The organism is Romboutsia lituseburensis (assembly GCF_024723825.1).
Lineage (GTDB): Bacteria > Bacillota > Clostridia > Peptostreptococcales > Peptostreptococcaceae > Romboutsia_F > Romboutsia_F lituseburensis_A.
The window spans coordinates 1,312,718-1,334,216 of the sequence record NZ_JANQBQ010000001.1 but is presented as its reverse complement, the minus strand read 5'-3'; the positions used below and the strand labels follow the sequence as shown (position 1 = coordinate 1,334,216).

24 protein-coding genes and 1 riboswitch are annotated in these 21,499 nt (G+C 26.6%); of the genes, 21 read left to right on the top strand and 3 right to left on the bottom strand.

Features of this window, described 5'->3' with window-relative positions:
* Window positions 1-8: 8 nt before the first annotated feature.
* The 9 genes from NWE74_RS06530 to NWE74_RS06490 all read left to right on the top strand — a co-directional run bounded on the left by NWE74_RS06530 (window position 9) and on the right by NWE74_RS06490 (window position 6,323).
* Window positions 9-698, top strand: a complete 690-nt coding sequence (locus NWE74_RS06530; protein WP_258242419.1) for a radical SAM protein — start codon at window positions 9-11, stop codon at window positions 696-698.
* A gap of 208 nt (window positions 699-906) precedes the next feature.
* Window positions 907-1,554: a DNA-binding protein gene (locus NWE74_RS06525; protein WP_258242418.1), complete on the top strand. Its 648-nt coding sequence runs from the start codon at window positions 907-909 to the stop codon at window positions 1,552-1,554.
* 89 nt (window positions 1,555-1,643) lie between these two features.
* A complete protein-coding gene (locus NWE74_RS06520; RefSeq protein ID WP_258242417.1) occupies window positions 1,644-2,465 on the top strand; it encodes a hypothetical protein in 822 nt (273 codons plus the stop codon).
* Window positions 2,466-2,543: 78 nt separating this feature from the next.
* Window positions 2,544-2,723 carry a hypothetical protein gene (locus NWE74_RS06515; RefSeq protein ID WP_092724370.1) on the top strand — a complete coding sequence of 60 codons (180 nt, stop codon included), beginning with the start codon at window positions 2,544-2,546 and terminating at the stop codon, window positions 2,721-2,723.
* A gap of 36 nt (window positions 2,724-2,759) precedes the next feature.
* The gene (locus NWE74_RS06510; RefSeq protein WP_258242416.1) at window positions 2,760-2,966 is read left to right on the top strand and encodes a hypothetical protein; all 207 of its coding nucleotides are present in this window, start codon (window positions 2,760-2,762) and stop codon (window positions 2,964-2,966) included.
* Window positions 2,967-3,066: 100 nt separating this feature from the next.
* Complete coding sequence (locus NWE74_RS06505; protein WP_258242415.1) at window positions 3,067-3,738, top strand: response regulator transcription factor; 672 nt, start codon at window positions 3,067-3,069, stop codon at window positions 3,736-3,738.
* Window positions 3,728-4,951 (top strand): sensor histidine kinase, encoded by a 1,224-nt coding sequence (locus NWE74_RS06500; RefSeq protein WP_258242414.1) that lies wholly within the window; start codon window positions 3,728-3,730, stop codon window positions 4,949-4,951. The genes NWE74_RS06505 and NWE74_RS06500 overlap by 11 nt, the downstream gene beginning before the upstream one ends.
* A 139-nt stretch (window positions 4,952-5,090) precedes the next feature.
* A complete protein-coding gene (gene trxA, locus NWE74_RS06495) occupies window positions 5,091-5,408 on the top strand; it encodes a thioredoxin (protein WP_258242413.1) in 318 nt (105 codons plus the stop codon).
* Window positions 5,409-5,423: 15 nt separating this feature from the next.
* On the top strand, window positions 5,424-6,323 hold the full coding sequence (locus tag NWE74_RS06490) for an NAD(P)/FAD-dependent oxidoreductase (protein WP_258242412.1): 900 nt from the start codon (window positions 5,424-5,426) through the stop codon (window positions 6,321-6,323).
* 24 nt (window positions 6,324-6,347) lie between these two features.
* Here NWE74_RS06490 and NWE74_RS06485 read toward each other — a convergent pair whose 3' ends face one another.
* Both NWE74_RS06485 and NWE74_RS06480 read right to left on the bottom strand, forming a co-directional pair.
* A complete protein-coding gene (locus NWE74_RS06485; RefSeq protein ID WP_258242411.1) occupies window positions 6,348-6,803 on the bottom strand; it encodes a hypothetical protein in 456 nt (151 codons plus the stop codon).
* 22 nt (window positions 6,804-6,825) lie between these two features.
* Entirely contained in the window at window positions 6,826-8,091 is a 1,266-nt protein-coding gene (locus NWE74_RS06480) for an ArsB/NhaD family transporter (RefSeq protein WP_258242410.1), read from the bottom strand.
* 418 nt (window positions 8,092-8,509) lie between these two features.
* On the opposite strand from NWE74_RS06480, the gene NWE74_RS06475 reads away from it, so the two are divergent.
* Window positions 8,510-9,937 carry an alanine/glycine:cation symporter family protein gene (locus NWE74_RS06475; RefSeq protein WP_258242409.1) on the top strand — a complete coding sequence of 476 codons (1,428 nt, stop codon included), beginning with the start codon at window positions 8,510-8,512 and terminating at the stop codon, window positions 9,935-9,937.
* Window positions 9,938-9,962: 25 nt separating this feature from the next.
* Here the strand turns inward: NWE74_RS06475 and NWE74_RS06470 are convergent, their stop codons facing one another.
* A complete protein-coding gene (locus tag NWE74_RS06470; RefSeq protein ID WP_258242408.1) occupies window positions 9,963-10,376 on the bottom strand; it encodes a hypothetical protein in 414 nt (137 codons plus the stop codon).
* Between the two features lie 295 nt (window positions 10,377-10,671).
* Here NWE74_RS06470 and recQ point away from each other — a divergent pair, with 295 nt between their 5' ends.
* The 11 genes from recQ to msrA all read left to right on the top strand — a co-directional run bounded on the left by recQ (window position 10,672) and on the right by msrA (window position 21,481).
* Window positions 10,672-13,134, top strand: a complete 2,463-nt coding sequence (gene recQ, locus NWE74_RS06465; protein WP_258242407.1) for a DNA helicase RecQ — start codon at window positions 10,672-10,674, stop codon at window positions 13,132-13,134.
* A gap of 84 nt (window positions 13,135-13,218) precedes the next feature.
* A complete protein-coding gene (locus tag NWE74_RS06460; protein WP_258242406.1) occupies window positions 13,219-13,443 on the top strand; it encodes a hypothetical protein in 225 nt (74 codons plus the stop codon).
* A 312-nt stretch (window positions 13,444-13,755) separates the two neighbouring features.
* Window positions 13,756-14,601 carry a DegV family protein gene (locus tag NWE74_RS06455; RefSeq protein WP_258242405.1) on the top strand — a complete coding sequence of 282 codons (846 nt, stop codon included), beginning with the start codon at window positions 13,756-13,758 and terminating at the stop codon, window positions 14,599-14,601.
* 350 nt (window positions 14,602-14,951) lie between these two features.
* Window positions 14,952-15,713, top strand: a complete 762-nt coding sequence (locus tag NWE74_RS06450; protein WP_258242404.1) for a threonine/serine ThrE exporter family protein — start codon at window positions 14,952-14,954, stop codon at window positions 15,711-15,713.
* 1 nt (window position 15,714) lies between these two features.
* On the top strand, window positions 15,715-16,209 hold the full coding sequence (locus NWE74_RS06445) for a threonine/serine exporter family protein (protein ID WP_258242403.1): 495 nt from the start codon (window positions 15,715-15,717) through the stop codon (window positions 16,207-16,209).
* A gap of 259 nt (window positions 16,210-16,468) precedes the next feature.
* A riboswitch (TPP riboswitch) is annotated at window positions 16,469-16,579 on the top strand.
* A gap of 112 nt (window positions 16,580-16,691) precedes the next feature.
* Window positions 16,692-16,886, top strand: a complete 195-nt coding sequence (gene thiS, locus NWE74_RS06440) for a sulfur carrier protein ThiS (protein ID WP_258242402.1) — start codon at window positions 16,692-16,694, stop codon at window positions 16,884-16,886.
* Between the two features lies 1 nt (window position 16,887).
* Window positions 16,888-17,685: a sulfur carrier protein ThiS adenylyltransferase ThiF gene (gene thiF, locus NWE74_RS06435; protein WP_258244427.1), complete on the top strand. Its 798-nt coding sequence runs from the start codon at window positions 16,888-16,890 to the stop codon at window positions 17,683-17,685.
* Between the two features lie 24 nt (window positions 17,686-17,709).
* Window positions 17,710-18,492: a thiazole synthase gene (locus NWE74_RS06430; protein WP_258242401.1), complete on the top strand. Its 783-nt coding sequence runs from the start codon at window positions 17,710-17,712 to the stop codon at window positions 18,490-18,492.
* 27 nt (window positions 18,493-18,519) lie between these two features.
* A complete protein-coding gene (gene thiH, locus NWE74_RS06425; RefSeq protein WP_258242400.1) occupies window positions 18,520-19,623 on the top strand; it encodes a 2-iminoacetate synthase ThiH in 1,104 nt (367 codons plus the stop codon).
* Window positions 19,623-20,258 (top strand): thiamine phosphate synthase, encoded by a 636-nt coding sequence (locus tag NWE74_RS06420; protein WP_258242399.1) that lies wholly within the window; start codon window positions 19,623-19,625, stop codon window positions 20,256-20,258. The genes thiH and NWE74_RS06420 overlap by 1 nt, the downstream gene beginning before the upstream one ends.
* A gap of 281 nt (window positions 20,259-20,539) precedes the next feature.
* On the top strand, window positions 20,540-21,481 hold the full coding sequence (msrA, locus tag NWE74_RS06415; RefSeq protein WP_334304165.1) for a peptide-methionine (S)-S-oxide reductase MsrA: 942 nt from the start codon (window positions 20,540-20,542) through the stop codon (window positions 21,479-21,481).
* Window positions 21,482-21,499: the final 18 nt, after the last annotated feature.

Here is a 21,499-nt window from a genome sequence, read left to right as displayed (position 1 = left end):
TATATATTATGGAAAGATACAGCAAAATAACAAATAAAAATCAACGTGAAATAGTTTTATTAAAAGGTTTCCCTTGCGTATGGGGAAAATGTAGTTTTTGTGATTATATATTAGATAACTCTACATCTAAGGAGGAAATAAATAAAATTAACTTTGAAGTTTTAGAGAATATATCAGGTAAGTATAAGGTATTAGAAGTTATTAATTCAGGCAGCTGTTTTGAACTTCCTGAAGAAACATTGGAAAAAATAAAGGAAATAATAATAGAAAAAAAGATAGAAAAGCTATTTTTAGAAAGTCATTGGTGTTATAAAAATAAAGTAAAGAAAATGAGAGAGTTTTTTGGAATTCCTATAATATTTAAAATAGGTGTTGAGAGTTTTGATTATAAGTTTAGAAATGAGTTTTTGAATAAAAATGCTAAATTTAAAACTATTGAAGAACTAAAAGAGTACTTTGATTCTCCTTGTATGATGGTTGGTATAAAAGGACAAACCAAAGAAATGATAGACGAGGATATGGAGATAGTTATTAATAATTTTAACCATGCAACTATAAATGTTTTTGTAAATAATAGCTCTAAATTGAAAAGAGATGATGAATTAGTTAAGTGGTTTATAGATAAATATAGTTATTTAGATCAAAATCCTAAGATTGAAGTATTATATAATAATACTGATTTTGGTGTAGGAGAATAAAAAGCTGGCCTAACGTATTTTTATATACACTAGGCCAGTTTTTTGTATAAATTATTATACTAACATAAATAAAATATTTGATATTTTATTTATAGTTTTGATAGTTATAAAACCAAGTAATCCTTATACAAATAGAGTGATTTTGTGCAAAAATCAATATTGTGATACAATAAGTAAAATAGACATTAAATTTTTATGGAGGAAATAAATGAAAGGTAATGAAAGATTAAAAAAGTTTATCGAACTTCAAGAGAAAGAAATGGAGTTTGAAAATATATCAAAAGAAATAGGTATAATGCCTAAGACCCTTAGAGCATTTTTAAATAAAAATGGATATAAATTAGAAAATGGAAAGTATAAGTTAAAAGAAGATAGTGAGGCAAGTCAAATAGCATTTAAAGAAATAAAAAAAGAAGAAAGTAAAAAGAAAAAGTCTGAGCCAGAGATTAAAAAAAGTAGATCATCAAAGATAGATGGAGAAAATAAAGAAAATAAAAAAAATGTTCTTACAAAAACAACTACAAAGTTAAAAGAAAATAAAAAAATAACTACAAAGCCCAAAAAAGATAGAAAAATTAATATAACAACTGAAGATCTAGATAAACTATGTGAAGTATATGATTGGTACTTACAAGTCAAAGACTATAAAAGCTTAAAACCTAAAAAAATAGTATCAAAAAAAGATATAAATATAGAAAAAAAAGAATTAAAAGAGCTTAAGTCTGCAAGTATAAGAGTTGAAAAAAGTATATGGGAAGAATTTGAAAGATTATGCAGTAACTCTCAATTTACAAAACAAGAGATAATCACTCAGGCGCTTAAAGATTTTATGAGCGAATATAAACATTTATTATAAAAAATAATTTAAAATGAAAAATATAATGAATTTCTTGCAAAATGAGAATATAATTATATTAATATTTAAATATGAGGAGTTAAGAAATAATGAGAATTTCAAAAAAGTCATATTTATTAGTAGTCTTGTTAAGTAGTATTATAGGGTTGAGTGGGTGTGAAAAAGAAGTAAGTAAAAAAGAAGAACTCAAAAACACTATATCAAGTATAAAAATAAATCAAGAAAATGCAAGAGCAATTAAAATAGAGAATACAGAGATTACTAATGTATCTAATTTAGATGAAAATAGTACAATAACTAAAATAGAAAATAAAGCAAATTTTTATGTAAGTAATATATGGATGGGATATGAAGAAATTGATAAAAATGGTAATGTTATATCTAACTCTCAGACATTTTTAGATTTAACATTATTACCTGGAGATTTATCAACTGTATCATTTCCACATAAAGAGTATGCAAATAGTGTAAAGGTAGTATCTTATGGTTATGAAACAGAAGGAACTTCTGTAATTGTAAATTTAAAAAAAGATTCTGCTAAAATAAAAGAAAATGTAAGTAAAGTAGAAAATAGTAAACCCTATGAAGTACTAGCATTATCTGAAATTTATAAAGAAAATGAAACAGAAGATGCAAGTACATATATGATAAAAATAAAAAATTCATCAGAAAAAGATTTAGGAAATATCTCTTTAAAAATAGGGGAATTAAAAAGAGATGGAGAATATATAACAGTAAATCATTTACCTGCATATAATGTTTTAAAACCAGAAGAAGAAATAGAAATGGAAGTAGCTGTTTCAAGTAATGCAGACAAATTAAAGATATTAGGGTATAGCTATGATGATGTAAAAGAAAAAGCTACTATAGATATTGATCTTAAATCTCATAGAGTTAAAATAAATAAATAATTATTACTTAGGAGGATTTTGGATGTATAAATCATATATTTATGATGAATAATAAATATTAATTAAGGGGTGGTAAAAATGAATGAAAATAACTTAAACCAAGGGAATTTAGATTTTGAAAAAATGAATGCAACACTAGCAGACCCAGAGTTTGCAAATTGGTATTATAATGAAATGTTAAACAAATTAGATTCTAATTTAACTATGGATGAATTCATAAACATAATTAATAGCTACAATCAAAATAAATTACAATAGTTTGAAAAGCATTATTTAATGAAAGAAGGATTTCATATGAAATGGAAAAGCAAAAAACGAGAAAAAAGCTATGTAGGAATGTATAAAAATTATACGGATCCTACAGACATAGTTAGTTGTTATTTTTCAGCTTTAAATCAAATGAAAGGGTGTTCTTATACTGGGCAATGTAATGACATTGATATGTATAGTGACTTATCTAGTTTAGAATATAAGGCAAATATAACTTATGAAAATCAATAGTAAAAGTAGTTAGCTCGATGTATTTACTAATTATAATTAGATAATACATCGAGCTTTTTATGTTGTATAATAAAAATAAAAAAAGAAAAGGGGGATGAGAGTGAAAATATTAATAGTAGAAGACAATAGAAGTCTTTTAGAGAGTATTAGTAATGAAATGAGTAAACATTTTGAAATAGAAAGTTGTGAGGACGGAGACAATGCTTTATATTTAATAAATCAAAATATATACGATTTATTAATACTGGACTGGATGCTACCTAATATTTCAGGAATTGAAATATTAAAACATATAAGGGAAAATGATATAAATACACCAGTGTTAATATTAACAGCTAAAGAAAGTTTAGATGATAAAGTAAGTGCTTTTGAAATAGGTGCAAATGATTACTTAACAAAGCCTTTTTATATGGAAGAATTAATTGCAAGAAGTTATGCAATACTTAGAACAAACGGAAAAATAAAAAGTAAAAATGGAATTATATTTAAGGACTTATATATAGATACAAACAAAAAAGCTGCATTTATTAATAATGAAGAAATATCTCTTCAAAATAAACAATTTAATTTATTAGAATACTTTTTAATAAATAAAGGGTGTATTTTACTTAAAGAACAAATATATGATAGAATTTGGGGAATTGACTCGGATGCAACTATAGAAATTGTTGAAGTTTATGTAAGTAATTTAAGGAAAAAATTAAGTAAATATGGGTATGATAAGTATATAAAAACAAAACGTAGAGTAGGGTATATTTTTGATGATAAATAAAAATGTGTTTAGTAAAACCAAGTCTAGTTTAATTAAAATAAACATAGCTGTAGTTATAAGCTTTTTTGTTATATTTTCCATATTTATATATTCGTATTTTAAGGGTCTTACATATAATAGTGTTGACAAAAATTTAAAAGATGAGTTAGAAAATATTACTGTACAATTAACGAGCAGTGCAATGTTTTCTCCTATAGTTTTAAATGACCCAAGTAACATGGTATATGTTTATGAAGGTGACCAAGTAAAGTATTATACTAGAAATGGATATTTTGAAGACATGTTACCAAAGGTTAGAGAAAATAAAAAAAATAGTTTTTTTACATATACTGAAAATGGATACACCTTCAGGGAGTTAAGTTTAGAAATAGGTAAATATAAAATACAAATAATAAGAAATATAGATGCACAAATAAATTCATTTAAGCAATTAATATATGTCTTTGTTATTGGTATAATAATGGCAATTATTATAACTTATTTTGTTGCACTTTATTTAACTAAAAAAGCACTAATACCTATAGAGAATTCATGGAATAATCAAGCTAAATTTGTACAGGATGCATCTCATGAGCTTAGAACTCCTATAGCAATAGTTTCATCTAAATTAGAAAGTATGCTAAGAAGTCCAAATAGCACAATAAGCGATGAAGTTGAATTGATTGCTGATGCTATGAAAGAAACTAGAAGAATAAAAAAGATGATAAATGATTTATTATGCCTTACTAAAGAAGATTCAATAGCAACTTTAAATAAAGAGGAAGTAAATATTGAACAATTAATAAAAGAAATAAGTGATGATTATTTAGATATAGCTGAAATACAAAGTAAGGAATTTTCTATAAATTTAAATGTAGAGAATAAAATAGTTATTACAGATAAAAATAAACTAAGGCAATTAATTTTAATATTTATAGATAATGCATTTAAATACACTAATAAAAATGATAGTATAGTTATAAATTTGATGGAAGAAGGAAGTGATATTGTAATAAGTATTGAAGATAGTGGTATAGGAATCAAATGTAATGAAATACCTCATATATTTGATAGATTTTTTAGAAGCGAAAGTGTTAGAAATAAAGATATTGATGGTTCTGGCATTGGATTGTCTATTGCAAAGATGCTATCTACAAGTTTGGGAATAGATATTAATGTGAAATCAAAGATAAATGAGTTTACGAAATTTAATTTAACAATTCGTAACAAATAATGTTTAGATTTACTGGCTAGGGGTATACATATAAACAGATATTAATAAATAAAGTATTATAATATAATAAAAGAAGTAATAACTATATTATATCATAATACATAGTATAGATTATAGAATATTTAGGAGGGCAAAATATATGGCTAAAGTTATAAATACTTCACAATTCAGAGGGGACGTAGAAAATGGAGAAGGATTAGTTGTTGTTGATTTCTATGCAACATGGTGTGGTCCTTGTAAAATGTTGGCGCCAGTGTTTGAATCATTAGGAGAAGAAATGAAAAATGAAGCAAGGTTTGTAAAGATTGATATAGACCAAAGTTTAGAAATAGCTCAACAATTCAATATATCAACAGTACCAACAATGATGATATTTAAAGATGGAAAACCAGTTGAATCATTAGTAGGATTTATGCCAAAAGAAAAAATAAAGGATAAGGTTAAAGCATATTTATAAAAATAGGTGATTAAAATGAGATATGATATAGCAATAGTTGGTAGTGGACCAGCAGGACTATCAGCTGCAATAAATGGAAAAATAAGAAATAAAAATGTTATAGTGTTTGGAAATGAAAATTTAAGCAATAAACTAATAAAAGCACCATCAATTGATAACTATTTAGGTTTCTTCGAGATTAGTGGAGATGAATTAAAAAATAAATTTAAAGAGCATATAGACAGTATGGGTATAGATATAAGTCAAAAAAAAATAAATAATGTCTATGCAATGGGTGATTATTTTGCACTAATGTCAGGAGATGAAATGTATGAAGCAACAACAGTCATACTAGCAACGGGAGTAGAATATGGAAAGCCTATAAAAGGAGAAGAAGAATTCTTAGGAAGAGGCGTAGGATATTGTGCAACTTGTGATGCTCCTTTATATAGAGACAAAAAAGTCGCTATAATAGGATATAACAAAGAATCAGAGGAAGAAGCAAATTTCTTAAATGAAATAGCATCAAAAACATACTTTATTCCTATGTATAAAAATGAAGGATTAATGCGATCTTCAAATGATTTAGATAGCTCAATTGAAGTTATAAATGATAGGCCAGTTCAAATACACGGAGATAATCTTGTAAATAAGGTTGCATTTAAAGAAAAAGAAATAGATGTAGATGGTGTATTTGTAATAAAAGATAGTGCATCCCCAAAATCATTAGTACCAGGTATAGAAACTGATGGTCCTCACATTAAAGTAGATATTAATATGAAGACTAGTATTGAAGGCTGTTTCGCCGCAGGTGATTGTGTAGGTAAGCCTTACTCTTATATAAAATCAGCTGGTCAAGGGCAAATAGCGGCGTTAAATGCTGTAGCATATTTAGATAAATTAAGAATAGAACAAAAAAAACAACAGCAACAATAAAAACAAAAAGACTCTAGGGTATTCCTAGAGTCTTTTTGTTTTATCTTTAGAAAATTTAATTTCATTTACTATATCATCAAGCTCTTTATTAAGTCTTAAAAACTCATTTTTATCTACATTATAATTTAAAAATAAATCTTCCATTTTAGATGTTATAGAATTTACTTTTTTAGTAACATCTAAAAATAAATTGAAATTACTGCTGTTCATAGCATTATTAAATTTTTTTAAATCTTTAGTTATAAATGACACTACTTCGTATTCATCTGAGAACACACCTTGAGGAATTGGATAAGGTTTAATGCGCTGCAAAAAGTATTGTTTTTTAGCATTTATATTATAAGAATAAGAAATTTCAAATTTATCATTTAATTTGAATTTCATGAAATATAGCAAACCTCTAACTTTAACTATGTCATAAGCTCCCATTTGGCGTAATAAAGTTTCTATAGCATCACCTTGAGCACTATTTACATTCATAAAGCATCACCTTTCTAAAATATTAAAATTTTATAAGTAAATATAATGTAGATACCATTATTGTTAAAATCATAATAGGAAATCCAATTTTAAAATAATCTTTAAATGTAATTGGATAGCCATGCTTTTGTCCTACATTAGCCAAAACTATATTAGCGGAAGCTCCTATTAAAGTACCATTACCTCCTAAACATGCTCCTAGAGATGTTGCCCACCAGAGAGGCATAACATTAATTCCTTGAGTCTCCATTGTTAAAATAAGTGGTATTAATGTTGCTACAAAAGGAATGTTATCCAAGAATGAAGAAACTATAGCTGATAACCAAAGTATTATAAGCATTGTAAATACTGGATGACCAGATGTTGCAGATATTATAAATGTAGCCAGTTGATTTATAATACCGACTTCTTGAAGCCCACCTACAATTACAAATAATCCTGTAAAAAATACTATTGTAGACCATTCAATACTTGCTAAGATGTCATCGATATCTTGTTTACCAATTAAAAGCATTACAGTTGCACCTGTAAGAGCTACGATACTAGATTCTATATGAATTACATTGTGTAAACTAAATCCTAGTAAAATAAAAAACATTACAAATAAGCTTTTTATCAGAAGTGGCCTATCTTTTATAGCTTTATGCTCATCAAGTTTTAATATAGCACCTTTATTTTCATTATCGACTATAAGACTATTTTTATATATATATTTAAAACATATTATTAAAATTACTAATAATGCAACAACTATCGGTCCTAAGTTAATAACAAAATCCATGAAACTAAGGTTTGCAGCACTACCAATCATAATATTAGGAGGATCTCCTATTAAAGTAGATGTTCCTCCAATGTTAGATGCTAAAATCTGAGTTATCAAAAATGGAATAGGATTGATATCTAAAATTTGAGTTATAACTATAGTCATAGGTCCTATTAATAGCACTGTAGTAACGTTATCTAAGACTGCAGATAAAATTGCAGTTATAACTACAAAGCTAATCATTATTTTCCAAGGATCGCCTTTAGCTTTTTTAGCAGTATATATAGCTATATACTCAAACAATCCTGAATTTTTTACCACCGAAACAAAAATCATCATACCTATTAATACACCTATTGTATTAAAATCAACATGATGTAAGCTTACTTCTAAAGGAAGTATATTAAATAATATCATAAGAAGTGCACCGCCTAAAGCTGCAACACAGCGGTTAATTTTTTCTGAAATAATAGCTATCATAACTAGTAAAAATATTAAAATAGCTAATATTTGCTTAGTCCCCATTAAAATCTCCCCCCCTATTTAATTTGTTCAATAAATAAATAATAGTACTTTTTCGTATTATTTGCAATTAAAGTAAAGTAAAAAGTTAGAAAAATTACTAATTAAAATTTAAATAATTGAAATAAAGTATGATTAAAAAATAAACTTATTATGCAAAATTTCAAAAAAAAATATAGTGAAAATAAAAAAATAACATTGATAGATAACGATTTTAAATATGTCTAAATAGAATGGAAAAATAAAAAAATGAAATATTGAAAAAAAATTATTCATTTTTACTATTGAAAAAGATTTAAATAAGCTTTATAATGAAAAATAAGTTAATATAATTTTCAATATACTAATTAATCAATTATTTGAAAAAATAAATAAAAATTTTTCGTTAGAATTTTAATTAAAAATGGAGGAGGAATTAAACATGGAAATATTATTAAAAATGATAGACAGTATAAATACTTTTTTATGGTCGTATATATTAATAGCGATGTTAATAACATTAGGATTGTATTTTACATTTAAAACAAAATTTGTACAATTTAGATATTTTAAAGAGATGTTTAGACTTTTAGGAGATGGAGCATCAAAGGATAATAAAACAGAAGGAAAAGTTTCCTCATTCCAAGCGTTCTGTATAAGTACAGCATCAAGAGTTGGAACTGGGAATATAGCTGGAATAGCCATAGCTATAGTAAGCGGAGGGCCAGGTGCAATTTTTTGGATGTGGTTAATAGCGATTATAGGGTCGGCATCAAGTTTTGTGGAAAGTACTTTAGCACAAATATTTAAAGTAAAAGATACAGATGGGTATAGAGGTGGACCTGCATACTATATGGAGCAAGGTTTAAATAAAAGATGGATGGGGATTACTTTTGCAGTTTTAATAACAATATGTTTTGGATTTGTATTTAATGCAGTGCAAGCAAATACAGTAGCAGCAGCATTTAATAGTGCATTTGGGATAGATAAACTAACTATAGGGTTAATAGTATCAATTTTAACAGCTTTTGTCATATTTGGTGGTGTTCATAGAATAGCAAAGGTTTCTGAGGTAATAGTTCCAATTCTTGCAGGATTATATATATTAGTTGCAATATTTATAATGATATCTAACATAACTCAATTACCAGGAGTATTTAAGTTAATATTCGAAAGTGCATTTGGAGTTAGAGAAGTTACAATGGGTACTATGGGAGGAATGATGTTAACTGGTATTAAAAGAGGTTTATTCTCGAATGAAGCTGGTATGGGTTCAGCTCCTAATGCAGCTGCAACAGCAGATACATCTCATCCTGTAAAACAAGGTCTAATTCAGTCATTAGGTGTATTTACAGATACTATAGTTATATGTAGTTGTACTGCGTTTATAGTTCTTTTATACCCTACGTATATGGAAACTGGGTTAACAGGAATAGAACTAACTCAAGCGGCTTTAACAGCTCATATAGGTCCTGTAGGAAATATATTTATAGCAGTTTGTATATTCTTATTTGCATTTAGTTCTATAGTAGGTAACTATTATTATGGTCAATCAAATATGGAGTTTATAAAATTAAATAAAATAATATTAAATATATTTAGAGTATTAGTGGTATGCATGGTATTATTTGGGTCGTTAACTAAAGTTCAAATTGTTTGGGATTTAGCAGATGTATTTATGGGGCTTATGGCTATAATAAACTTAATAGCAATATCATTATTAGGTAAATATGCATTTATAGCACTGGAAGACTATACATTACAAAAGAAAAATGGTATAAAAGACCCAGTATTTGATGCAAGTAAAATACCTGGTCTAGAAAATGTTGAATGTTGGAATGGAAAAGAAGATAATACAAAAATAGGATAGAATAATTATGTTTGAAGGCTCTCATTTAATGGGAGTCTTCAAATGTTTCTAGGTAGTTACAGAACTTCTTGAACTCATTAATATCTTTTATAGATTGAAGATTTCTTAAGTCAATAATTATATTGCTCGGTATATGTAAGATAAATTCCATGTCAAATAGCTCGCACTCATGAAATCCAATTTTATAGTCATATTTGTAAGGTTTAAATTTATTAAAATTTTTTTCAAAATATTTTATTTTTGCATAGCATAATCTATGAATATTAAATAAAAGAGCCAAGGTAGAATGTTTTATAGCAAATTTATTAGTGAAATATTTTATTGTATGGTATTTATCATGGTGAAATTCCCAAATTAAATCATCATTTAGAGTAAGTGAATATTTTTTTATTAAATTGTATTTTTCTTGAGTTAAACCATATATATTTTTAGAATTCATAAAAGCCTCCTATATGTACAATAGTTCATAGATGTTATTATATATTTGAATATATAATATAAAATGTATAAAATTTAAAATTGTTATAACTACTTGTTTATATATAAATAAAAACAATGTATTTTATTTAAGACATATCAGAGATAAAAATTATTAGCAAGTAAAATTTATGAAAATTTGAAGATTGGTAAGTAGAAGCATTAAAGTGAATTATGATAATATAGATAAATAATGAATTATAAAATATAAACATGATTATAATTACATAGAATAATGATTTTTAAGGAGAGTATAGATGAATGTAAAACCTTTAGAGATACTATATAAGTACTATGGATACACAAGTTTTAGAAATGGACAAGAACAAATTATAAATTCGATAGTTAGTAAAAATGATGTATTAGCAATAATGCCAACAGGTGGAGGAAAATCTATTTGTTATCAAATTCCAGCACTTTGCTTGGATGGAATAACCATAGTCATTTCTCCATTAATATCGTTAATGAAAGACCAAGTTGATACATTAAAAACTATGGGAATAGAAGCAGAACTTATAAACAGTTCGCTTTCAAATAACGAGTATAGTCAAATATTAGATAATATAGATAATGATAAATACAAACTACTATATGTAGCACCTGAAAGACTTGATAATTTAGAGTTTATAAATTTAATAAAAAATAAAAATATAGCTCAGGTAGCAATAGATGAAGCCCACTGTATATCAAGTTGGGGGCATGATTTTAGAAAAAGTTATAAAAGAATACCAAGTTTTATAAAAAGCTTGGATAAAAGGCCTATAGTAACTGCATTTACAGCAACTGCAAGTGATGAAGTCAGATATGATATTATAAATATATTAAGTTTAGAAGATCCTGCAATTTATATAACAGGATTTGATAGAGAAAATTTATCTATTAATATAGTTAAATCATCATCTAAAAATAGATATTTATTGGATTATGTAGAAAATCATAAGGGTGAAAGTGGAATTATATATGCAGCGACTAGAAAAGAAGTTGATAGTATATATGAGGGTTTACTAAAAAGAAATTACTCTATATCTAAGTATCATGCAGGATTAAATGATGAGACTAGAAAAGAAAATCAAGAAAAGTTTATAAATGATGATATAAAAATAATTGTTGCGACAAATGCTTTTGGTATGGGGATAGATAAACCAAATATAAGGTGGGTAATACACTACAATATGCCTCAAAGTGTGGAAAATTACTATCAAGAAATAGGAAGAGCTGGTAGAGATGGTGATCCTAGTGAATGTGTATTATTATTTACTCCGGGTGATATACATACACAAAAGTATTTAGTTGAAGTAGGAATAGAAAATCCTGAAAGGAAAAAAATTCAATACAAAAAACTTCAACAAATGGTAGATTTAGTTTATAGCAATGGATGCTACAGAAAAAGTATATTAAATTATTTTGGAGAAGATAAAAAAGAAGATTGTAATAACTGTAGTAATTGTTTAAATGAAGGTGAAATAGTAGATAAAACATTAGATGCTCAAAAAGTAATATCTTGTATAGCAAGAATGAAAAGAGGATTTGGTGCAACTATGATTATAGATGTACTTAGGGGCTCTAAAAATAAAAAAGTAATAGAACAAGGATTTAATACTCTTACTACATACGGAATTATGAAAGAATATTCAACTGAGGATTTAAAAACATTTATAAATACATTAGTAGCTCATGGATTCTTAGAAGTTGTAGAAAATTTAGGTGCAAGAGGAAGCTATCCCACTATAAGATTAAATGAACAGTCTATGAAGGTAATAAAGAAAAAAATTAAAGTTGAATTTAAAGAATCTAAAGTTACAAAATCTAGATATGTTGAAAATGAATTGTATGAAAGATTAGTAGAACTTAGAAGTGAGATAGCAAGACAAAGTAATATAGCTCCATATATGGTATTTGGAGATGCGACACTTAAAAATATGGCTAGCACATATTCAACTAGTAAGGATGAAATGCTTAGCATATCTGGTGTTGGAGAAATTAAATATGATAGATATGGTCATCAATTTGAAAAAGTTATACAATTTTATATAGAAGAAAAAAATATAAATAAGAAGGAGTTATTAAAACAAAAGGCAAGCAGTGATGTTGATACTAAAATTAAAAATGATGAGTTTTTTGAAGTTAATACAGATTTAAAGTTATATGAAAAGTTAAAAAACTTGAGGGCAAGTATATCTAAACTTGAAGGCGTATTACCATACATGATATTGAGTGCAAATACTCTTAAAGAAATAAGTGGTAGGTATCCATTAGATGAAGAACAATTAAAGGATATTGGTGGAATTGGTACAGTTAAAATAGATAAGTATGGAGATGATATTATAAATATAGTAAGAGAATATATCGAAGAAAATAATATAGTATCAAAATGGGAGTATAAAAAAAGACTTAAATTAATACTTGATGGAGATAATAGAAAAAATGATGAAATTGTACTTGATTTATTAAATCAAGGCATGCAAATCAAGAATGTATGTGAAGAAATTGAAATATCAACATCAACTGCACTAGGATATGTTTGTGATTATTTAAAGCAAAGCAATATAATTAAATTTAATATAGATACTAAAAAATTCTATACTAAAGATGAAAAAGAAATGATATTAGATGCAATTGATAAATTTGGAGATGATAAAATAAGTGCAATAAAAAAAGTATTACCTGATTATATAAAATACGAAAGTATAAGAGCTATAATTTTAGAACGATATTTATAATATATATATATTTTAAGTATATAAATAAAGGTAATAAAATATAAATGTAGAAATTAAATAAAAACATTTATATGGGGGGGTTAGTTGGAGAGATGGTATAAAATTAATGTATGGCTAAGTGTTTTAGGAATACTAATTTTTGTATCTAGTTTAATATTTTTGAAACAAATGCCATTATTTTTATTACCAGCAATGTTTGGACTAGGAATGGCATTTAAGGGTGGTAAAAATATTTATAAAAATGAAGGGCCTCCTAAGACACAAAAATCAAAAAAAACTGATTATAATAAAAAGAAAAAGAAGAAGTGAGAAAAAATGCTAAAAAGTCATATGATTTTTTAGCATTTTTGCGCAACAGACGAAGTCGTTGGCGACATGAACGAAGCTGATTTTTTATTTATAGTACAATCATTGAAAAATTAATGATTAAATTTTATATGATAAAAGGTAATTTATTTTTATCATAAATATTTAAAGTTTTAACTCTATAAATTGTTTAAAATGTTTGATTTTTTACCATAAATATAATATATATTGAAAATATTAAAGAAATATGATAAAGTTTTAGTACCAGGTAATAAAATCAGGAAATGAAAATTACCATATACGGAGGAAAATATAATGAGCAATATAAAAATAGTGTGTGATAGTTTATCTGATATACCATCAGAATATATAGAAAAATACAATATATCAATAGTTCCATTAAGTGTAATATTTGATGGAAAAGAATATATCGATGGAGTAGATATAAATAAAGATGAATTTTATAAAATGCTTAGAGATAATACTAAGCTTCCTAAGACGTCACAGGTAACATATATAAAGTTTAAAGAAGAATTTGAAAGGCATATAGAACAAGGCTATGAAGTTTTATATATAGGAGGATCATCTAATGCTTCAGGAACATATCAAAGTGCAGTAATGGCCCAAAATGATATTGAAGGCGGTGTAGTAACATTTGATACATTATCTTTATCATTAGGATGTGGGTGTATGGTAGTATCAGCAGCAAAATTAGCACAAGAAGGAAAGTCCATAGACGAAATAGTAAAGCATTTAGAAGATATCAAAAAAAAATCATCTGTTTTATTTACAGTTGAAACGCTAGAATATCTTCAAAAAGGCGGCAGAATATCTCTAGCAAAAGCTACTATAGGAAATATGTTAAATATAAAGCCTATATTATGTATAGATGGCGGTTTAGTAAAACCTATATCTCAAGTTAGAGGAAAAAAACAAGTAATAGGTAAAATAATAGAAATCTTAAAAGAACAGCACGGTGAGGATTTTAGCAATAAGTGCGTCATAATTGGATGTGGAGATAACAAATTAGATTTAGACGTATTTAAGAAACGATTAATTGAAGAATTTGAGAATATAGATTGCTTAGAAGTAAATATGGGAAGTTGTATTTGTGCTCATTCAGGTCCAGGAGTATTAGGTATTGGATGCGTAGATAAGTAAATAAAAACTGCTTTATATGAGTTTCATATAAAGCAGTTTTTATTTTTATTTATTTATAAAATTAAACTTAATTTTAGAATTTAAAGTTAAATGTTTTTCATAAATAAATAAAAATTGTCCGTGTTATTAGAAAATTATAAATATTAGAACTTTGTATAAAAAAGTTAAAAAAATAAGTTGAGAAACATAAAATAAATATATACACAATATATAATAAAACATAAATAGGAAAAGGCTTTTTAAAAGAAGGTTGTAGTTTTATACATAAATATTTGGTGAAAAAATGTATAAAATATGTAAATTTCATATGTTATAATGAGTTTATCGTTAGGTGATAGGGGGGAGATTTTATGGATATTAATAGAGTTCTCAATTTTTCCTCTAATGCAGGAAGAGCAATGCTACAAAGCGGTGGAGAAACGTATAGAGTTGAAGAAACTATATCAAGCATATGTCAAGCATTTAATGTTGATGATGTAGATGTTTTTGCAACACCGACAGCAGTAATGGTTTCTGTATCTATTGAAGGGAAAATTCACTCTATAGTGAAAAGAATAAAATCAAGAGGGATAAATTTAAATAGGGTCCACAATATAAATTCTTTATCTAGAAAGATTAGTGTGGAAAAATTATCCATTGAGGAATGTGAGAGAGAATTAGAAATAATATGTATTGATGATAGCTACGATACAGAAAAAATATTAGTCGCATCAGGAATTGCTTCATCAGCTTTTACAATGTTATTTGGTGGAGAAATCAATTCTATTATAGTTTCTTTTTTAGTGGGAATCATAACCAAATTAATTTTTATGAGTTTAAGCAAGTCATCACTAAATGAATTTTTTATAAATAGCATATGTGGTGCAATTATAGCTATTTTTTCTATAATACTTTTAAAGATAGGGATAATCAGAGAGATTGATAAATTAATAGCTGGATGTATAATGTTGTTGGTACCAGGACTTGCACTAACTAATTCTATAAGAGATATAATAGAAGGTCAACTAATATCCGGTCTTACTAAAGCTGCAGAGGCATTTTTAGTGGCAGTATCTATTGCTGTTGGTACAGGAGCAGTAATACATTTATATTTAACAATGGGGGGGATTTAATATGATACTAGAAGCAATAGCATCAGCACTATCTGCAATAAGCTTTGGTATTATTTTTAATATAAAAGGAAGACGACTTTTAGCAGCTGGATTTGGAGGAGGATTAAGTTGGTTTGCTTATAAACTTTGTTTAGCCAATGAAGTTTCTCAGGTATCTTCATTTTTTATAGCTGCAATATGTTTTAGTATATATTGTGAAATTTGTGCTAGAGTGTATAAAACTCCAGCAACAACATTATCTGTATGCTGTTTAATACCTTTAGTTCCAGGTTATGGTGTATATAATACAATGTATGAATTTATAAAAGGAGATTATATAAAAGCTATAGATTATGGTATAAATACATTATCCTTAGCGGGTGCTTTAGCACTAGGCGTTATTTTTGTATCTACTTTATTTAGAAATTTTAATTTGCACAAGACACTAGATAATTTGTTAAAGTCTCCAAAAAGGATAAAAAACACAAAACAAACGTTAGAAGAAAGTTTTGAGTAAATTTAAAATCCCCATTATTAAAAATAATGGGGATTTGCTTAATTTTTAAATTAAGCTCTTAATATATATTTCAAACTTAAACTGTGTAGTAATTTTGCAGTGGTTTTATACAAAATCTTTTTAATTATATAATTTAAGTGATATAAAGTCAACTCAAATTGTATAATTAAAAATTTAACGATAAAAAAGATAAAATATTATATTACATTGTTGAGATGGTAAAAACACTATGCTATACTCAAAGTGTAAAAGTTAATAGAATATAAGCTAGGGGAGCTAGAATTGGCTAGCTGAGAGAAAAGCCTCAACTTAATACCCTACTAAACCTGATCAAGGTAATGCTTGCGAAGGGAAGCTTTTAAGTATACTAAAATTTTTGAGTATACATTTTTTATATTATGTAAATTAAGTGCTTTCCTAGAAATAGGATAAGCACTTTTTTATTGAAACAATAATACAATTTTTATTTAGAAGGGGGTAATATGAAAGTAAATGGGAAAAATCTATCACTTGGAGATAATAAAAATATTTTAAGTCTTTTAGAGTATTTCAATTTAAATGAAGAACAAGTGGTAGTTGAGGTGAATTTTGAAATAATAGAGTCTGAGAAATATAAAAATTATATTTTAACAGAGGAAGATATTATAGAAGTAATAAGCTTTGTAGGGGGGGGTTAAAATTAAAATTTTTTTAAATGAAATTCATACAGAAATAGATGAGAAATTAACTTTATATGAAGTTAGGGATAAGTACAAAAAAGAAAGCGACATTGTAATATTAAATGGCTACCCTGTTGAAAAAAATTATAAGTTACAAGAAAGTGATAAAGTTAGTTTAATTAAAAGGGGTGAAAATTTAAATTTAGATAAAATAGAAAAACTTTTAGCTGCAAGGCATACTCCCAATATACATGAGAAGCTAAAAAAAGGAAGTGTTGCTATATTAGGATTAGGCGGATTAGGATCAAACATAGCAATTTCTTTAGCGAGGATTGGAGTAGGGGAGCTAATTATAGCCGATTATGATATTGTTGAGCCATCTAATTTAAATAGGCAACAGTATTTTATAGATGATATAGGCAGTTATAAAACAAGTGCCATTAAAAATAATTTAAATAATATAAATCCTTTTATAAATATAAAAAAAATTAATGAAAAAATTACTAAAGAAAATATGAATTTATTTAAAGATGCAGACATTATTGTAGAAGCTTTTGATAATCCAAAATCAAAAGCTGAAATAAGTAATTATATATTAACAAATATGAAAGAAAAATTTTTAATTGCATCATCTGGAATGGCAGGATATTATGATTCAAATATGATACAAACAAAAAAACTTAGAGAAAATTTTTACATATGTGGAGACTTAGTAAGTGAAGCAAAAATTGGAGATGGTCTAATGGCACCTAGAGTCGCTATATGTGCAAATCATATGGCAAACTTAGTGATTAAAATATTAGTTGATAAATATTAATTATAGCAAATTTAGGGGGATAATATGGATAGATTAGTTTTAGGAGATCATAAATTTAATAGTAGACTTCTTATAGGAACAGGAAAATATGGATCAAATGAAATATTACCTAAGGTAATAAATGAGAGTAATAGTGAAATAATAACAATGGCTCTTAGAAGAGTTGATCTAGATAATAAAGAAGAAAATATATTAACACATATACCAAAAGAGATGACAATACTACCGAATACATCAGGAGCAACAAATCATCAAGAAGCTGTTAGGATTGCAAGAATTGCACGTAAAATGGGATGTGGAAATTTTGTAAAGATAGAAATTATTTCAGATACAAAATATTTATTACCAGATAATGATGAGACAATCAAAGCAACTGAAATTCTGGCTAAAGAAGGTTTTGTAGTCCTTCCGTATATGAGCCCAGATCTTTATGCTGGAAAAAGGCTTATAGATGCTGGAGCAGCAGCTGTAATGCCTTTAGGATCTCCTATAGGATCAAATAGAGGGATTAGGATGAAAGAAATGATAAAGATTATGATTGAAGAATTAGATATACCTATAATTGTAGATGCAGGTATTGGAAAGCCATCTCAAGCAATGGAAGCAATGGAGCTGGGAGCTGCAGCAGTATTAGTAAATACCGCAATTGCATCAAGCAATGATCCAGTAAAAATGGCAAAAGCATTTAGATTAGCAGTAGAAGGTGGAAGAGAAGCATATCTTGCTAAGTGTGGAATAGTATCTGATTATGCAAATGCATCATCACCTCTAACTGGTTTTTTATCACAGTTAAGCACAGTAAAGTAAATATAAACTTTTAGGGGAGTGGGGATCATGAGTTTTTATGATGTTTTAAATTCGTATAAAGATTTTGATATATATGGATATATGGATAATGTAACCGATGAAAATATATTGAATTCGTTGCAAAAAGATTATTTAGATGAATATGATTTGCTTAATTTACTTTCGAAAAAGGCAGTAAAGTATTTAGAATTAATGGCACAAAAATCTAATAAAATAACTAATCAATATTTTGGAAAAACAATATGTTTATACACGCCGATGTATATAGCAAATTATTGTATTAATAAATGTGTATATTGCGGATACAACTTAGACAGTGGTATAAAAAGAAAGAAATTAACAATAGAAGAAATAAAAAATGAGGGTGCGTTTATATCAAAGGAAGGTTTTAAACATCTATTAATACTTACAGGAGAAAGCAATATACATTCAGACGTAAAATATATAGGAGAAGCAGTGGAAACACTAAAATCTAAATTTTCATCTATAGGTATAGAAGTGTATCCTATGGATGAAAAAGAATATGAATATCTTGTATATAAAGGTGTTGATTCTCTAACTGTATATCAAGAAGTTTATGATGAAGATATATACAAAGAAGTACATATAAAAGGTCCAAAATCAAATTATAAATATAGATTAGATGCTCCTGAGAGAGGTGCAAAGGCAGGTATGAGAAGTTTATCTATTGGAGCGCTATTAGGTCTTAATGATTTTAGAAAAGAAACATTTTTTACTTTATTGCATGGGAAATACTTAAGAAATAAATATCCGCATATAGAAATATCATATTCAGTACCAAGAATTAGACCATTTAAAGGATGTTATGATGGTATAAAAGATGTAAATGATGTAGAATTAGTACAAGCTATTTTATGTATGAGACTATTTGATAATCATGGGGGGATAAATTTATCAACAAGAGAATCCTTAGATCTTAGAAAAAACTTAATTCCTTTAGGAATAACTAAGCTAAGTGCTGGAGTATCAACGGATGTAGGTGGTCATTCTCAAGGCAGTAAAGATACATCACAGTTTAAAATAAGCGATGAAAGTAATGTAGGACAAGTTAAAGATATGTTACATTCTATAGGTTATCAGCATATATTTAAAGATTGGGAGCGATTTTAGTGTACCTTATAACTAATAGAAGCTTATGTGATGAAGATAAGTACTTTGAATCAATAAAAAATTCAGTTTATAATGGAATTGAAAATATAATAATAAGAGAAAAAGATTTAAATAATGAACAGCTTAAAAATATATATTATAAAATAAAATATAGTCTTAAAAATATAAATAAAAAATATAATTTGATTATAAATTCAAATGTTGATGTATTTGAAGAAGTAGATGCAGATGGTATTCATTTACCATTTATTCTATTTAAAAAAAATCTGCAAAATAACTATGTATTTAAAGATAATAAAATATTGGGAATATCAACTCATAGTATAGAAGAAATAGAGTATTTAGAAGAGTTAAAAAAAGTAAATAATTTAAAAATTGATTATATAACTATATCTCATATATATGAAACTGATTGTAAAAAAGGTATGAATCCTAAGGGAATAGATATATTAATAAGTGCTAAAAAAATAAGCAGTTCAAATATTGTAGCATTAGGAGGGATAACACCTAAAAATTCATTGAATACATTGAAATATTGTGATGATATAGCTATAATGTCACAGATTATGAAGTCTGATAATGTAGTAGAAACTATAAAAGAATATTTTAAATTTCAAGAAAAAGACGTTTTATAAACGTCTTTTATTTTTTTAGCTTAATAAAATTATGATACTTTAGAACCTGTGGATAATTACTGTAAATAAGTAATGTCAGATATTGTAGCTAGCGTAAAAATCCATTTTTGAGCAACGGAATAAGTCGATGGCGACATGAGCGAAGAGAATTTTTTATAAATATTGAATGTGTACTAGTAGGATTAATGTTATCTAGAAAGTAAGTCGTGAATTTAAAATTTAGAAACTATATTGGTTAGTTGCCTTTTACTTAGGGAATAAATATAGTATATGTTTTTAAAATAGGAGTTGATAAAATGAAAAAGCTTGCAACTTTTGCTGGTGGATGTTTTTGGTGTATGGTAAAACCATTTAATGAATATGAAGGTGTGGAAAAAGTTGTATCTGGATATACAGGAGGTCATACTAAAAATCCCACATATGAACAAGTTTGTTCAGGAAATACAGGTCACATAGAAGCAATTCAGATTGTTTATGATGAGACTATAATTGGATATGATGAACTTTTAGATATATTTTGGAATCAGATTGATCCAACAGATATAAAGGGTCAGTTTAATGATAGAGGAGAAAGATATAAAACAGTAATATTTTATCATGATGAGATACAACGAAAAATGGCAGAAAAATCAAAAGAAGATTTAGAAAAAAGTGAAATTTATACAGATCCAATTGTAACCATGATTATTGAAGCACAACAGTTCTACGAAGCTGAAGAATACCATCAAAATTATTACAAAAAAAATAGGGCAAGCTATGAGGCATACTATAAAGGTAGTGGAAGATTTGATTTTGTAAAAAAGAATTGGGCTAAAAAGAATTTAACTGACTTACAATATCAAGTAACTCAAAATAATATGACCGAGAGACCTTTTGAAAATGAATACTATGATAATTTTAAAGAAGGAATATATGTAGATGTTGTAAGCGGAGAAGTGTTATTTTCATCTAAGGATAAGTTTGATTCAGGATGTGGATGGCCTAGTTTTTCAAAAGCTATTAATAATGAATGTGTAGTTGGAAGATATGACTATTCTAATGGAATGAAAAGGGTAGAGGTTAGAAGCCAAGAAGGAGATAGTCATTTAGGTCATGTCTTTGATGATGGCCCTAAAAAATTAGGTGGTATTAGATTTTGTATAAACTCATCTGCGCTAAATTTTATACCTAGAGAAAAAATGAAAGAGCTTGGCTATGGCCAATATATATACTTATTTGAATAAGAAATTTTTATAAGCTAT

Excerpts from the sequence above, each read along its gene's own strand:
- NWE74_RS06530 (WP_258242419.1), top strand. The coding sequence starts at position 9 with ATGGAAAGATACAGCAAAATAACAAATAAAAATCAACGTGAAATAGTT.
- NWE74_RS06525 (WP_258242418.1), top strand. The coding sequence starts at position 907 with ATGAAAGGTAATGAAAGATTAAAAAAGTTTATCGAACTTCAAGAGAAA.
- NWE74_RS06520 (WP_258242417.1), top strand. The coding sequence starts at position 1,644 with ATGAGAATTTCAAAAAAGTCATATTTATTAGTAGTCTTGTTAAGTAGT.
- NWE74_RS06515 (WP_092724370.1), top strand. The coding sequence starts at position 2,544 with ATGAATGAAAATAACTTAAACCAAGGGAATTTAGATTTTGAAAAAATG.
- NWE74_RS06510 (WP_258242416.1), top strand. The coding sequence starts at position 2,760 with ATGAAATGGAAAAGCAAAAAACGAGAAAAAAGCTATGTAGGAATGTAT.
- NWE74_RS06500 (WP_258242414.1), top strand. The coding sequence starts at position 3,728 with ATGATAAATAAAAATGTGTTTAGTAAAACCAAGTCTAGTTTAATTAAA.
- trxA (WP_258242413.1), top strand. The coding sequence starts at position 5,091 with ATGGCTAAAGTTATAAATACTTCACAATTCAGAGGGGACGTAGAAAAT.
- NWE74_RS06490 (WP_258242412.1), top strand. The coding sequence starts at position 5,424 with ATGAGATATGATATAGCAATAGTTGGTAGTGGACCAGCAGGACTATCA.
- NWE74_RS06485 (WP_258242411.1), bottom strand. The coding sequence starts at position 6,803 with ATGAATGTAAATAGTGCTCAAGGTGATGCTATAGAAACTTTATTACGC.
- NWE74_RS06480 (WP_258242410.1), bottom strand. The coding sequence starts at position 8,091 with ATGGGGACTAAGCAAATATTAGCTATTTTAATATTTTTACTAGTTATG.
- NWE74_RS06475 (WP_258242409.1), top strand. The coding sequence starts at position 8,510 with ATGGAAATATTATTAAAAATGATAGACAGTATAAATACTTTTTTATGG.
- NWE74_RS06470 (WP_258242408.1), bottom strand. The coding sequence starts at position 10,376 with ATGAATTCTAAAAATATATATGGTTTAACTCAAGAAAAATACAATTTA.
- recQ (WP_258242407.1), top strand. The coding sequence starts at position 10,672 with ATGAATGTAAAACCTTTAGAGATACTATATAAGTACTATGGATACACA.
- NWE74_RS06455 (WP_258242405.1), top strand. The coding sequence starts at position 13,756 with ATGAGCAATATAAAAATAGTGTGTGATAGTTTATCTGATATACCATCA.
- NWE74_RS06450 (WP_258242404.1), top strand. The coding sequence starts at position 14,952 with ATGGATATTAATAGAGTTCTCAATTTTTCCTCTAATGCAGGAAGAGCA.
- NWE74_RS06445 (WP_258242403.1), top strand. The coding sequence starts at position 15,715 with ATGATACTAGAAGCAATAGCATCAGCACTATCTGCAATAAGCTTTGGT.
- thiS (WP_258242402.1), top strand. The coding sequence starts at position 16,692 with ATGAAAGTAAATGGGAAAAATCTATCACTTGGAGATAATAAAAATATT.
- NWE74_RS06430 (WP_258242401.1), top strand. The coding sequence starts at position 17,710 with ATGGATAGATTAGTTTTAGGAGATCATAAATTTAATAGTAGACTTCTT.
- thiH (WP_258242400.1), top strand. The coding sequence starts at position 18,520 with ATGAGTTTTTATGATGTTTTAAATTCGTATAAAGATTTTGATATATAT.